The sequence below is a fragment of the Streptomyces sp. NPDC002825 genome, from assembly GCF_040295385.1.
Taxonomy (GTDB): Bacteria; Actinomycetota; Actinomycetes; order Streptomycetales; family Streptomycetaceae; genus Streptomyces.
In genome coordinates, this window is the sequence record NZ_JBEOVH010000063.1 from 1 (window position 1) to 12,997 (window position 12,997).

The following is a 12,997-nucleotide window of genomic DNA, read 5'->3' on the forward strand; positions in this document are numbered from 1 at the left end:
CCGTGTGCCCACCCGTCCCGCCCTGGGGGTCCCCCCGGACGAAGTCTGGGGGAGGGACGATTGCCCACACGGCAGCGGGCGCGGGCCCCACACGGCAGCGGGCGCGGGCCCCGGTGGCGCCCGGGCGGGGCCGAGTGGGGGTCGGGGACTCGGTAACCTTGTGGGGGTCCCCTGCAAACCGCCGGGCCTACCGTTCACCCCAGGAAGGTGTTCCCACCGTGGAATCCGTGATCGTCGCCATCGACGGGCCCTCCGGCACGGGCAAGTCCAGCACCTCGAAGGCGGTCGCCGCCAAGCTGGGGCTGAGCTACCTCGACACCGGTGCCCAGTACCGGGCGATCACCTGGTGGATGATCAGCAACGGTGTCGACGTCACCGACGCCGACGCCGTCGCCAACGCGGCCGCCAAGCCCGTCATCGTCTCCGGCACCGACCCGGCCCGGCCCACCATCACCGTCGACGGCGCCGACGCCTCCGGTCCCATCCGTACCGAGGAGGTCACCTCCAAGGTCAGCGCCGTCAGCGCCGTCCCCGAGGTGCGGACCCTGATCACGGAGCTGCAGCGGTCCATCGCCAAGGGCGCCGAGCTCGGCATCGTCGTCGAGGGCCGGGACATCGGCACCACCGTCCTGCCGGACGCCGACCTGAAGATCTTCCTCACCGCCTCGCCCGAGGCCCGTGCCGCCCGCCGCTCCGGCGAGCTCAAGGGCGTCGACGTGCACGCGACGAAGGAAGCCCTCATCAAGCGGGACGCGGCCGACTCCAGCCGCAAGACCTCCCCGCTGGCCAAGGCCGACGACGCCGTCGAGGTCGACACCACCGACCTCACCCTGGACCAGGTCATCGAGTGCGTCGTCACCCTCGTCGAGGAGAAGCGGGCGGGCGCCAGGTGACCGTGCCCTCCGCGAAGGGCGCCGCCGTCGGCCGTCGCATCGGCATCGGGCTGATGTACGGCCTCTGGAAGCCGCGCGTCCTCGGCGCCTGGCGGGTGCCGGTCTCCGGCCCCGTCATCTTCGCCGTCAACCACGCGCACAACATCGACGGCCCCATGCTCATGGGCACCGCCCCCCGCCCCGTGCACTTCCTCATCAAGAAGGAGGCGTTCGTCGGCCCGCTCGGCAGCTTCCTGGAGGGCATCGGGCAGCTCAAGGTGGACCGGGAGAGCACCGACCGCACCGCGATAGGCAACGCCCTCGGCGTCCTGGAGCAGGGCGGCGTCCTCGGGATCTTCCCCGAGGGCACCCGCGGCGACGGCGACTTCGCCTCGCTGCGCGCGGGCCTGGCGTACTTCGCCGTCCGCAGCGGCGCGCCGATCGTCCCGGTCGCCGTGCTGGGAAGCACCGAGCGCCGCGGACGGTTGGTCAAGGCACTGCCTCCGCTGCGCGGCCGCGTCGACGTCGTCTTCGGCGACGCCTTCGAAGCGGGGGACGGCTCAGGCCGCCGCACCCGCAAGGCGCTCGACGAGGCCACCGTACGCATCCAGGAGCGGCTCACCCGTCACCTGGAAAACGCCAGGCGTCTCACCGGGCGCTGAGCGAGACTTTCAGTAGTGGGCCCCGGTGACCGGGGACCCACCGACCACGAATGATCAAGGAACGGACTTCATGAACGACCAGCACGACCACGGGGCACTTGGCGACGCCGAGTACGCGGAGTTCATGGAGCTCGCCGCGGAAGAGGGCTTCGACGTCGAGGACGTCGAGGGCGCGATCGAGGAGGCCGGCCACGGCCCGCTCCCCGTCCTCGCCGTCGTCGGCCGCCCGAACGTCGGCAAGTCGACCCTGGTGAACCGCATCATCGGCCGCCGCGAGGCCGTCGTCGAGGACAAGCCGGGCGTCACCCGCGACCGCGTCACCTACGAGGCCGAGTGGGCCGGCCGCCGCTTCAAGGTCGTCGACACCGGCGGCTGGGAGCAGGACGTCCTCGGCATCGACGCCTCCGTCGCCGCCCAGGCCGAGTACGCCATCGAGGCCGCCGACGCCTGCCTCTTCGTCGTGGACGCCACCGTCGGCGCCACCGACACCGACGAGGCCGTCGTCAAGCTGCTCCGCCGCGCCGGGAAGCCCGTCGTCCTCGCCGCGAACAAGGTCGACGGCCAGTCCGGCGAGGCCGACGCGGCCATGCTCTGGTCCCTGGGCCTGGGCGAGCCGTTCCCCGTCTCCTCGCTGCACGGCCGCGGCACCGGCGACCTCCTCGACGAGGTCCTGAAGAAGCTGCCCGAGGCCCCCGCGCAGCGCTTCGGCAACGCGGTGGGCGGCCCCCGCCGCATCGCCCTCATCGGCCGCCCGAACGTCGGCAAGTCCTCCCTGCTCAACAAGGTCGCGGGCGAGGACCGGGTCGTCGTCAACGAGCTGGCCGGCACCACCCGCGACCCGGTCGACGAGCTCATCGAGCTCGGCGGCGTGACGTGGAAGTTCGTCGACACCGCCGGCATCCGCAAGAAGGTCCACCTCCAGGAGGGCGCGGACTACTACGCCTCCCTGCGGACCGCGGCCGCCGTCGAGAAGGCGGAGGTGGCCGTCATCCTCATCGACACCACCGACAACATCTCGGTCCAGGACCAGCGCATCATCACGATGGCGGTCGAGTCGGGCCGCGCCATCGTCATCGCCTACAACAAGTGGGACGAGCTCGACGAGGAGCGCCGCTACTACCTCGAGCGCGAGATCGAGACCGAGATGCAGCAGGTCTCCTGGGCGCCCCGGGTCAACGTCTCCGCCAAGACCGGCCGCCACATGGAGAAGCTGGTCCCGGCCATCGAGACCGCCCTCGCCGGCTGGGAGACCCGCGTCCCCACCGGCCGGCTCAACGCCTTCCTGGGCGAGATCGTCGCCGCCCACCCGCACCCGGTCCGCGGCGGCAAGCAGCCCCGCATCCTCTTCGGCACGCAGGCCGGCACCAAGCCGCCCCGCTTCGTGCTCTTCGCCTCCGGCTTCCTGGAGGCCGGCTACCGCCGCTTCATCGAGCGCCGGCTGCGCGAGGAGTTCGGCTTCGAGGGCACCCCGCTCCACATCTCGGTCCGGGTCCGCGAGAAGCGCGGCCGCAAGAAGTAGCACCGTGCGACACGGCGGAGGGCCGGGACTCTTTCGAGTCCCGGCCCTCCGCCGTACGTCCTTCCGGCCTAGAGGCCCCTGCGCGGTCCCGGTGGCAGTGCCGCCTGGGCCTGCGGGTGCTGCTGCGCCGACCACGCCGTCGGATACGCCGCCGCCACGTGCCGGTGCCCCTGCCCGTACAGGGCGGTGCTCAGGACCGTGCCGAAGGCCCGGAAGCCCAGTTCCTCCTCGCCGCTGCGGTCACCCGGCAGCGTACGGAACGACCTGCGGTACTCCGAGTACAGGGCGTCGTAGATCGGCGTGGGCGACGGGCCCGCCGTGACGTCCTGCGCGGGGCGCATCGCAGGGATCGGGCTCTGATACGGCTGGAGGAACGGGTCGTATGGGTGCACATAGGTGCCAACGACACCGCCGCCCGTCGGATGCGGGCGGCTCTCCGAAAGGGGAGCGCTCCGGGGCCGCGGCACGGTCGGCACACCCGGCCCCGCCCCCGTCCCGGGGAGCCGCGCCCGCCCTATGCCGGGCCGGCCGTCCTCCATCAGGTGCCGGCCAGCGGCATCGCGGCGGCGACCAGGCGGCCGTTCGCGGCGGCCTTCTCCAGGGCGTCGCGCAGCAGGTCCTCGCGCGGCTGCTGGCCGATCGAGCCCACCGGGGCGGCGAAGACCAGGACCGTGTGCGACTTGTTCGCCGCGGCGCGCCAGCCCTCGGTGACCTGGAGCGGCTGGTGCGCCTGCCACCAGGCGGCCTGACCGGCACCGCCGGGACCCGGCTGGAGCACGGAGTGCAACTGGCCCATGGCGACCAGGACCGACCAGCCCGGCAGCGCCGCCGGCTTCTCGTCCAGGCTCATGACCTGCTGGAAGCCCTGCTCGGCCAGAAGCGGCAGGAACTCGTCGGTGAGGCCGTCCGAACCCGGACGGGCCACCGGCGCGGTCGGCTCCACCACGAGCGCCGGGTGCAGCTCGCCGTCGATCAGGACGAGACCGCTGGTGACGCCGAGCACGGCCTGCTCGGGGTGGGCGGCGGAGAGCGCGTCGGCGGCGTCGGAGGCCGTGATGGAGGCGACGGCGCCCTGGAGCTGCGCCTCCTCGACCTTGACGACCTGCGACGGGATGCAGCTGGCGTGGGCGAACGCGAGGACCGCGGTCTCCTCGCCGACGAACAGCACCGTGCTGGTGCGCTCCTGTGCGGAGTCCCCCGGCGTGCGGCAGGAGGTGCAGTCGTAGCTGCCCGGGGCGTTGTCGCCGGCGAGCAGCCGGTCCGCTTCTTCGTCGCCGATCTCGGCGCGTACGTCCTCGCTGACGTCGAGCATGCGCGGCACGGGGGGCTCCCTGGACTCGGTACGGGGGGACGCCGGGCCGTTCCCGGGCGTCTCATGACGAGTTCAACGGGTCAGCCTCGGCCGGGGTCACGCGCGGAAGCGAGGCAACTTGCCAGTGGCGTGTGCGAGGGGGCGCGTGACTCCGACCGGGTGGGGTGTGAACAGTGTTCCGCGCGGCACGGGCCGGGGGTGCCGGGCGGCTGCCTAGCCTTCCCCGATGTCGAAGATCCGATTTTGGACGGCCGGTTCCCTCGTGGCGGCGTCCGCGGCCGCGCTCCTGTCCCTGGCCCCCGTGCACGCGGCGGCCCAGGCCCGGGACGCGTCCCCCGGACCCGGGGACGTGCCCGCCGCGGTCGTCGCCCGGGACGAGGTCTCCGCCGCGCTCCTTGACGTGGCGGACGCGCTCCGGGAAGTCGCCCCCGTGCCCGGGTACGCCTGTGCGCGGGACCAGTGGCCGTGGGGCTGCGTCGCCGACTGCGAGAGCAGCGGGAACTGGCACACCAACACCGGCAACGGCTTCTACGGCGGGCTCCAGTTCTGGCACCCCACCTGGGTCGAGCACGGCGGACTGAAGTACGCCCGGCGCGCCGACCTGGCGACCCGGCAGCAGCAGATCACCGTCGCCGAGGAGGTGCTGCGCACGCAGGGGTGGGGGGCCTGGCCCGTCTGCTCCAAGCGGTACGGCCTGTACGGACGGGTCCACACCGTGCAGGCCGGCGACACGCTCGCCTCGATCGCCCGCCGCTTCGCGGTCAAGGGCGGCTGGCAGGCGCTGTACACGGCGAACCGGAGCGTGATCGGGGCCGATCCGAACCGGATCGTCGCCGGCATGATGCTGAGGATCGCCCCGCTCTGACCGCTCCGAGGTGTCACCGGTACTCGGCCGGCTCTCCGCTCGACGCGCGGGAGCCGCGCCGCAGCTCGTGCACGACCGATCCCGGCGGCAGTCCGTCCGGTACGCGCTGCTCGGCCAGGACCACGGCCGCCCCGCGCTCCACCGCGAGCGCGGCGAGCATCCGGTACGTACGGGCCGCGACCGGCGGGGCCATGCCGAGCGACGGCTCGTCGACCAGCACCACGCGCGCGCGTGCGAGGAGCGCGCGGGAGAGCGCCAGCATCCTGCGCTCCCCGCCGGAGAGCGTCCCCGCGGTCCTGGAGAGGAGGGGGACCAACTCGGGGTACGGGGCGGTGGCGTCGGGCGCGGGGACTGCCGGCGCGGCGAGCGCGAGGTTCTCGGCGACGGTCAGGCCCGCGTACACGGCCCGCAGATCCGGTACGAAGCAGAGGCCGCGGCGTGCCCGTGCGTGCGCCGACAGCCGGGTCACGTCCGCCCCCCGCCACTCGACCCGGCCCCCCGCGAGGCCCACCGTCCCGGCGAGGGCGCGCAGGGCGGTCGTCCGGCCCGCGCCGTTGCGGCCCAGGAGAACGGTGACCGTTCCGGCCGGCACGGGCAGGTCGAGGCCGTGCAGGGCCTCCAGGGGGCCGTAGCGGACCCGGGCGGCACGCAGGGCCATCTCGACGCTCACGACAGGATCCGGCCTCCCTCCATGGTGTGCACGGTGTCCGCGATCCCGGCGACCAGGTCCGGATCGTGCTCCACCACCAGGACGGTCAGACCGTCCGCCGCCAGGGCCGCCAGGATCCGGGCCAGCGCCTCGGTCTCGTCGGCGTCGAGCCCCGCGGCCGGTTCGTCGAGGAGGAGCGTGTGCGGGCGCCCGGCCAGCGCGCGGGCCAGCTCGACGCGGCGCAGGGTGCCGGTGGGCAGGTCCGCCGCGGCCCTGTGCCGTACGGGTCCGGCGAGCCCGAACAGCCGGAGGCTCCGCTCCACGGCGTCCGGGTCCCGGCGTCCGCCCTTCTGCTCCTCGCCGAGGCGGACGTTCTCCTCGACGGTGAGGGACGGGAAGACGGCGAGCCGCTGGAAGGTACGGGCGATGCCGAGGCGCGTCCGGGCGTGCGCGGACCGGGCGGTGATGTCGGCGCCGTCGAGTGTGACCCGGCCCTGGCCACGGCGGGGCCGGAGTGTCCCGGCGAGGCAGTCGAAGAGGGTGCTCTTGCCGGCGCCGTTGGGCCCGACGAGGGCGGTGACGCGGGCGGGGGCGAGGGCGAGGGTGACGTGGGAGAGGGCGGTGACGCCCCCGGGGTAGGTGAGGCTGAGGTCGTCGACGCGGAGCCCTGCGGGGCGGGGCGTGGGTGCGGAGCGTCCCGTGCGGGGCGGGGCGCCGGCGGCCTGTGGGGCGTGGGTGGGCGTCCGGCCTTCGGCCGGACTGGGGTTACCACCCGCGGCGCCCGTGCGGGTGGTCGACAGATGTGTGGGTCTTCCTGTGGCGGGTTTCGCGTCGTCGTCGGCGGCGGGCGGGGCGTGGGTGGGCAGCCGGCGTTCGGCCGGGTCCTCGCCCGTGCGTGCGGGTTTTCCCGCGGGGGGTTTCGCGCCGTCGGCGACTGGCCGGCCGTGGGTGGGCGTCCGGCCCTCGGCCCGTGGGACGTGCGGGGGGACGGCCACGCCGGTCGCCGCGGCGGTTCGTCCGTTCGACGGCAGCAGGTTCAGGAGCGGGGGGATCCGGCCCGTCAGCGTGGCGAGCAGGCCTATCAGGGCCGCCGCCGTGCCCGCCTGCGGGCCCGCGTCCAGGGTCGTCAGGAGGGCCGCAGCCGCCAGCGGCGTCAGGAGGCTGTCCGCGCCCAGGACCAGGACCGCCGCGAACCAGAGCAGGCCCCGTACCGGGTCGTACTGCTCCGGGTCGAAGGCGCGCAGGCCCATGCCCAGGAGCCCGCCGCCGAGGGCCGCGAGCGCCGCGCCCAGGACGAAGGCGAGGAGCTTGAGGCGGGGCACCGGGACGCCCGCCGCCTCGGCGCCCGGTTCGTGGTCCCGCAGGGCGGCCAGCGCGCGGCCCGTGCGGCCCCGGCGGAGGGCCGCCACCAGGGCGAGACAGCCGGCCAGGACGACCAGCTCCAGGGCGTAGTAGGCGCGGTCGTCGGAGAAGCCCGCCGGGCGGCCGAGCGCCACGCCCGCCGTCGCGTACGGCTGGGTCAGGACGAAGCGGCTCACCGCCACCCCGACGGCCAGGGTCGCCAGGGCGAGCGCCAGGCCGTGCCGCCGGATCGCCGGCCGGCCCGTCACCAGGCCCGTGGCCGCCACCATCGGCACCGCAAGGCCCAGGGCGACCAGGGCCGGGATCCCCGCCGCCGCGAGCAGCGCAGTGAACAGGGCGCCCAGGCCCGCGTACGCCGCCTGGCCGAGGGCGATCTGGCCGCCCCTGCCCGCCACCACGACCAGCGACAGCAGGATCACGGCGAGCGCCGGGACCTGGACCGCCGTGTGCAGGTCCGAGCCCGCGAGGCCCAGGGGAAGGAGGAGCAGGACGCCGACCACCAGCCACAGGGCCGTCGGTACGCGGGTGGCCTTCGTCGGCGGGGGCAGCGCGTCCCGCCCCCTGCCGCCCACCCCCGGCAGGACCAGCGCCGCCACCAGCAGCGCCACCACGAAGAGGTTCGCCCCGACCGCCTGGAGCAGCGGGCCCGCCCAGCCCTCGGGGTGCAGCCGGGTCAGCTGCGCCTGGGCCACCCCGATCGCGAGCGCCGCCCCGACGGCCACCGGCAGCGACCTCATCCGGGCGATCACCGCGACCGCGATCACCTCGACGACGAGGAGCGGCATCCCGTACGGGTCGAGCCGTACGTACGGGGCGAGGAGCACGCCCGTGAGCCCGGCCGTGAACGAGCCGAAGGCCCAGCCCGCCGCCGCCACCCGGTCCGCGTCGATCCCCGCCAGGACGGCCAGCGGCCGGTTGTCCACGACCGCCCTCAGCTCCCGGCCGAACCGCGTCCACCGCGTCACCGCCCCCACCAGGCAGGCCAGCGCCACCACCGCCGCCAGCTGCGCCCAGGGGTCGTCGCCGAGCAGCACCGGCGCGTCGTCCCTGGCCCCCGGACCCCACAGCAGCACCGCCCCGCCCACCAGGAGGACGAAGACGCCGATCGTCGCCACGAGGGTCTGCGCCGGGTTCGAGCCGCGGAGCGCCAGGGGGCGGAAGACGCCCCGGTCCAGGGCGAGGCCGATGGCGGGAGCCACCACCAGGAGCGTGACCAGGGCGCCCAGGGGGAGCGGCCAGTTCCACTCGACCACCAGCTGGCGGAGCACGTACGCGCAGACCATGGCGACGGCGCCGTGCGCCAGGTTCAGGACGCCCGTCGCCCGGTAGGTGACGACGAGTCCGATGCCGGTGAGCGCGGCGGCACTGCCGACCGCGAGGCCGGCGAGCGTCAGCTCGTACGTCAGGGAGGCCACGGTTCACACACCGGGCAGGGGGCGAGCTCCGCGTCCCCCACCGCCACGGCCTCCGCCCTGCCCGCCACCAGGGGGCAGTCCGGGCGGTGCGCGAGCGTCCCCTCGGGAACCCGCAGGAGGGGGCCGTCCGAGGACGGCCGGGGCGTCTCCTCCGGTGGTGGGGGAGCCGGTTCCGGAGGGCGTACGGGAAGCAGCGCGGCCGCCCCCACGAGGACCGCGCCGGCCACCAGGAGCGCCGCCCCCGGCACCGTGCACGAGGCCAGGTAGGGCAGCTGGCGCTCCGCGAAGCGCTCGCCGGAGATCCCGTACCAGCCGAGCGCGCAGAGCACCGCGCCCCCGGCGGCCGCCGCGAGACCGCCCCACAGCAGGATCCGGGATGTCGGCACCCAAGCCTCCCTCGTCTCTCCGCTGTCCCTTTCCTGGTGTCCCTTCCCCGGCACCCCTTCCTCGGTGTCTCTTTCCTTGCACTATGCCCCGATCCGGCCCACCCTGGTAACACCAGCCGCTCAAGACGGGCGGGACACCCGGTGGTGAGCCATATGGATGTCGTACGACGCGGCGGACGCTCCCGTCTCGCGGTCCTCGGGGCGGTGGCCGTCCTCGCCCTCGCGCCCGCCCTGGCGAGCTGCTCCGACGACAGCGGCGGGAAGACCGGCGGCACGGCCTCGTCCTCCCCGCCGACGGTCGGTCCCGCCGACCCGGTCGCCGCCAAGGCCCAGATCACCAAGAACTGGACGGCGTTCTTCGACCCGAAGACCCCTCTCGCCGAGAAGGTGAAGCTCCTGGAGAACGGCGAGCAGATGCGGCCCGTGCTCGGCGCCTTCGCCGGCGACAAGAACGCGGCCATGACCTCCGCGAAGGTCACCGGCATCGAGTTCACCTCCGCCACCGGCGCGAACGTCACCTACGACCTGCTGGTCGGCGGGTCCCCGGCCCTGCCCGGCTCGAAGGGCACCTCCGTCCTCCAGAACGACACCTGGAAGGTCTCCGTGAAGACCCTGTGCGGCCTGGTCGAGCTGAGCGGTGTCACCGTTCCGGGCTGCTGAGGCGGTCGCGGCGCTGCTCCTGGCCGTGCTCCTCACCCTCCTCGCGGGATGCGGCAGCCGGCTCCCGGAGCGCGCCTTCGAGACGCGGCCCACCGTCAACCCCTCCGGCGGTGAGCCGCTCCGCGTCGGGATCATCACCAGCACCACCAGCCCCGTCGGCGGGGAGACCTTCACCGGCCCGCGCGACGGAGCCCGCGCCTGGTTCGACGCCCTCAACGCGCGCGGTGGCCTCGACGGACGCCGGATCGAGGTCGAGACCTGCGACGACGGCGGCAGCGGCGTCGGCAACAACGCGTGCGTGCACCGGCTCGTCGACGAGCGCGGCGTCTTCGCCCTCGTCGCCACCACCGCCCTGAATTACGCGGGCGCGCCCCTCGTCGCCCGGGCCGGCGTCCCCGACATCGGCGGCCAGCCGCTCACCCCCGCCTACGACACCTATCCGCACCTCTACGGCATCTACGGCAGCTCCGCCCCGCGCACCGGCCGCGCGCCCGGCTGGGGCGGCACGCTGTACGGCGGGACCGAGGTCTACCGCTGGTTCCGCGAGGAGCTGGGCGCGCGGACCGCCGCCGTCGTCTCGTACAACCAGGCCGCGTCCGCCGCCTACGCCCGGCTCGTCGCACGCGGGCTCCGTGCCGAGGGCTACCGGGTCGTCGAGGAACAGGTCGACTTCGCGCTGCCCAACTTCCGCGCGGTCGCCGCCGATCTGCGGGCCGAGCACGTCGACCTCGTCTTCGACGCGATGGACACCCACGGCAACGTCCGCCTGTGCGAGGCGATGGAGACGCTCGGCGTCCGGGTCGCCGCCAAGGTGACGAACGTGCAGAACTGGTCCTCGGCCGTCCCCCGCGACTACGCCAGGGCGCCCGGCTGCCGGGCCTCGCTGTGGGTGACGGGATCCAGCCGGAACTACCAGGACACCGGACAGCCGGCGGTCCGTGAGTTCCGGACGGCGATGGGGAACCGGGCCCTGTCGCAGTGGCAGCTGGAGGGCTGGGCGGCGGCGATGTGGTTCACCGACGCCGCCCGCTCCTGCCTCGCCCGGGGCGCGCTCACCCGAGGCTGCGTCGAGGAGTTCATGAACCGACCGGAGCCCTACACCGCGCGCGGACTGCTGCTCCCGGTACGGTTCGAGCGGCTGCCCCGGCCGCCCGCGACCCGGAACACCTGTCTGTCCGTGGCCCGTTGGCGGGACGGACCGGGCTGGGTGAGCCAGGGAGACATGACGAAGAACTGCGCGACCGTCCCCCAGCTCGGCTACCGCCCGTGAAGGCGGGCCGCGGACCGGCAGTACAGTCGGGCTCCGACCGATCTCATGAACACTGACTGACCGGGGGGAACCGGCGGCGCGATGCGTATCTCCTTTCTGCTTCACAACGGCTACCACTACGGCGGCACGATCCGCACCACCTTCACGCTCGCCGAGGAACTGGCCGAACGTCACGAGGTCGAGATCGTCTCGGTTTTCCGGCACCGGGACCGGCCCCACCTCGGCCTCCCGTCGGGGGTGACCCTGCGCCACCTCGTCGACCTGCGCCGGGACAGCCCCGGATACGACGGCGACCACCCCGACTTCCACCGTCCCGCCCAGGTCTTCCCGCGCGGCGACGGCCGCTGGAAGCAGTACAGCGCGCTCACCGACACCCGGATCGGCGAGCACCTGCGCGGCGTGGAGGCCGACGTCCTCGTCGCCACCCGCCCCGGGCTCAACGTGCACCTCGCCCGGCAGGCCCGCCGCGGGCCCGTCCTCGTCGGCCAGGAGCACCTGATCCTGGACGGCCACAGCTACCGGCTCCGGCGGGACATCGGCCACGAGTACGCGCTCCTCGACGCCGTCACCACGGTCACCGAGGCCGACGCCCGCGCCTACCGGCGGCTCGCCCTGCCCGGCGTCCGCATCGAGGCCGTCCCCAACAGCGTGCCCGCGCCCGCGGTGCCGCCCGCCGACCTCACGGCGCGGACCGTCGTCGCGGCGGGGCGGCTGACCAAGGTCAAGCGGTACGACGTGCTGATCGACGCCTTCGCGGCCGTGGCCGCCGACCATCCCGACTGGAAGCTGCGGATCTACGGCTCCGGCGACGCGGTCCAGGACCTCAAGGGGCCGCTGTCCCGGCAGATCAAGGACCGCGGCCTGGAGGCGCAGGCGTTCCTCATGGGCTCGGTCACCCCCATGGAACCGGAATGGGCCAAGGGCTCCATCGCCGCCGTGACCTCCGAGCGGGAGTCCTTCGGCATGACGATCGTCGAGGCGATGCGGTGCGGGCTGCCCGTGGTCTCCACCGACTGCCCCTACGGGCCGCGCGAGATCATCGAGGACGGGGTCGACGGGCGGCTGGTGCCGGTCGGCGACGTCGCGGCGGTCGCCTCGGCGCTGCGGGCGTACATGTCGGACGAGGAGCTGCGGGCGAAGGCGGGGCGGGCGGCGCTCGCGGCGTCGGAACGCTTCGATCCGGTGCGGATCGCTGCGCGGCACGAGGCGCTGTGGTCGGAGCTCGTCGCCCGGGGGGCGGGGCGTCGGGTCCACTCGCCTGGGCGGGTGCGGTTGCACCGGGGGCTTGGTCGCCTGATCGACGCGATCTACGCCCAGAAGGCGAGGGCGGGCCGGATCGTCCGCCGCCTGCGCTGACGGACGCTGCGGGTGGCGCGCCTGGGCCTCCTTGCCGGCCGGCGCGCCGCCGCCCCGCGTGCGGGCCCGCGCCCGGCGGGGCGCACCCCCGGCCCGGGGCTGCGCCCCGTCCCCGCGTGAGCCCGCGCCTTGGCTGGGCGGTGCCCCCGCCCCCGTGTGGGCCCGCGCCCGCGTGGTGCGGTCGCCACCGCCCGTGTGGGCAATCGTCCCGCTGGGCGGGACGGGTGGGCACACGGGACGGCGCCCTTCAGCGGCGCCTCCGCGTTCCGCGCCTGGACCCGCACCCCATGTGCACCGAGCGGGTGGTGCGGGTCAGGGCGCGTAAGCCTCTGGCGCCGGCAAGGGCGCCGTCCGTTGTGCCCACCCGTTCCGCCCCTTGCGGAACGCCTGCCCACAACGGGGGTGGGCGCCGTCCCGTTGCGGGTGGGCACCGCCCCTTGCGGAACGCCTGCCCACAACGGGGGTGGGCACCGCCCCTTGCGGAACGCCTGCCCACAACGCGGGTGGGCACCGCCCCGGCGGAGCGCCTGCCCACAACGCGGGTGGGCGCCGCCCGCAACGGGCGCGTGGGAGACTCGCGCGCATGTTGGAGACCTCCGCGCGGCTTCTGCGGTTGCTGTCCTTGCTTCAGGCCCATCGCGAGTGGTCCGGTGCCGAGCTCGCCCGTCG

Annotated in this window: 12 protein-coding genes; 7 read left to right on the forward strand and 5 right to left on the reverse strand. The window is 74.6% G+C overall.

The annotated features are described in order from the left end of the window. Positions 1-218: 218 nt before the first annotated feature. The 3 genes from cmk to der all read left to right on the forward strand — a co-directional run bounded on the left by cmk (position 219) and on the right by der (position 3,053). Complete coding sequence (gene cmk, locus ABT041_RS38480; protein ID WP_351193691.1) at positions 219-893, forward strand: (d)CMP kinase; 675 nt, start codon at positions 219-221, stop codon at positions 891-893. Continuing rightward, a complete protein-coding gene (locus ABT041_RS38485; protein ID WP_351193693.1) occupies positions 848-1,534 on the forward strand; it encodes a lysophospholipid acyltransferase family protein in 687 nt (228 codons plus the stop codon). The genes cmk and ABT041_RS38485 overlap by 46 nt, the downstream gene beginning before the upstream one ends. Positions 1,535-1,604: 70 nt before the next feature. Further along, positions 1,605-3,053: a ribosome biogenesis GTPase Der gene (gene der / locus ABT041_RS38490; RefSeq protein WP_351193695.1), complete on the forward strand. Its 1,449-nt coding sequence runs from the start codon at positions 1,605-1,607 to the stop codon at positions 3,051-3,053. Positions 3,054-3,121: 68 nt separating this feature from the next. Here the strand turns inward: der and ABT041_RS39170 are convergent, their stop codons facing one another. Next, positions 3,122-3,394 carry a hypothetical protein gene (locus ABT041_RS39170; protein ID WP_502976716.1) on the reverse strand — a complete coding sequence of 91 codons (273 nt, stop codon included), beginning with the start codon at positions 3,392-3,394 and terminating at the stop codon, positions 3,122-3,124. 197 nt (positions 3,395-3,591) lie between these two features. Further along, positions 3,592-4,374, reverse strand: coding sequence for a DUF8842 C-terminal domain-containing protein (locus tag ABT041_RS38500; RefSeq protein WP_351193697.1), 783 nt, complete (start codon positions 4,372-4,374; stop codon positions 3,592-3,594). Between the two features lie 217 nt (positions 4,375-4,591). Here ABT041_RS38500 and ABT041_RS38505 point away from each other — a divergent pair, with 217 nt between their 5' ends. Then, entirely contained in the window at positions 4,592-5,230 is a 639-nt protein-coding gene (locus ABT041_RS38505; protein WP_351193700.1) for a LysM peptidoglycan-binding domain-containing protein, read from the forward strand. A gap of 13 nt (positions 5,231-5,243) precedes the next feature. On the opposite strand, the gene ABT041_RS38510 is transcribed toward ABT041_RS38505, so the two are convergent. Genes ABT041_RS38510 through ABT041_RS38520 form a run of 3 tightly spaced genes read right to left on the reverse strand, consistent with a single transcriptional unit; the run spans position 5,244 to position 9,042 of the window. Further along, positions 5,244-5,900, reverse strand: coding sequence for an ATP-binding cassette domain-containing protein (locus ABT041_RS38510; RefSeq protein WP_351193703.1), 657 nt, complete (start codon positions 5,898-5,900; stop codon positions 5,244-5,246). After that, positions 5,897-8,656, reverse strand: a complete 2,760-nt coding sequence (locus ABT041_RS38515) for an ABC transporter permease subunit (protein ID WP_351193705.1) — start codon at positions 8,654-8,656, stop codon at positions 5,897-5,899. Before ABT041_RS38515 ends, ABT041_RS38510 begins: the two co-directional genes overlap by 4 nt. Then, positions 8,644-9,042, reverse strand: a complete 399-nt coding sequence (locus tag ABT041_RS38520; RefSeq protein ID WP_351193707.1) for a hypothetical protein — start codon at positions 9,040-9,042, stop codon at positions 8,644-8,646. Before ABT041_RS38520 ends, ABT041_RS38515 begins: the two co-directional genes overlap by 13 nt. A gap of 153 nt (positions 9,043-9,195) precedes the next feature. Here ABT041_RS38520 and ABT041_RS38525 point away from each other — a divergent pair, with 153 nt between their 5' ends. The 3 genes from ABT041_RS38525 to ABT041_RS38535 all read left to right on the forward strand — a co-directional run bounded on the left by ABT041_RS38525 (position 9,196) and on the right by ABT041_RS38535 (position 12,328). Beyond that, on the forward strand, positions 9,196-9,702 hold the full coding sequence (locus ABT041_RS38525; protein WP_351193710.1) for an MTB12 C-terminal domain-containing protein: 507 nt from the start codon (positions 9,196-9,198) through the stop codon (positions 9,700-9,702). Beyond that, entirely contained in the window at positions 9,680-10,972 is a 1,293-nt protein-coding gene (locus tag ABT041_RS38530; RefSeq protein ID WP_351193713.1) for an ABC transporter substrate-binding protein, read from the forward strand. The genes ABT041_RS38525 and ABT041_RS38530 overlap by 23 nt, the downstream gene beginning before the upstream one ends. Before the next feature lie 81 nt (positions 10,973-11,053). Further along, positions 11,054-12,328: a glycosyltransferase family 4 protein gene (locus ABT041_RS38535; RefSeq protein WP_351193715.1), complete on the forward strand. Its 1,275-nt coding sequence runs from the start codon at positions 11,054-11,056 to the stop codon at positions 12,326-12,328. Positions 12,329-12,997 lie beyond the last annotated feature (669 nt).

Excerpts from the sequence above, each read along its gene's own strand:
- der (WP_351193695.1), top strand. The coding sequence starts at position 1,605 with ATGAACGACCAGCACGACCACGGGGCACTTGGCGACGCCGAGTACGCG.
- ABT041_RS39170 (WP_502976716.1), bottom strand. The coding sequence starts at position 3,394 with ATGCGCCCCGCGCAGGACGTCACGGCGGGCCCGTCGCCCACGCCGATC.
- ABT041_RS38505 (WP_351193700.1), top strand. The coding sequence starts at position 4,592 with ATGTCGAAGATCCGATTTTGGACGGCCGGTTCCCTCGTGGCGGCGTCC.
- ABT041_RS38525 (WP_351193710.1), top strand. The coding sequence starts at position 9,196 with ATGGATGTCGTACGACGCGGCGGACGCTCCCGTCTCGCGGTCCTCGGG.
- ABT041_RS38535 (WP_351193715.1), top strand. The coding sequence starts at position 11,054 with ATGCGTATCTCCTTTCTGCTTCACAACGGCTACCACTACGGCGGCACG.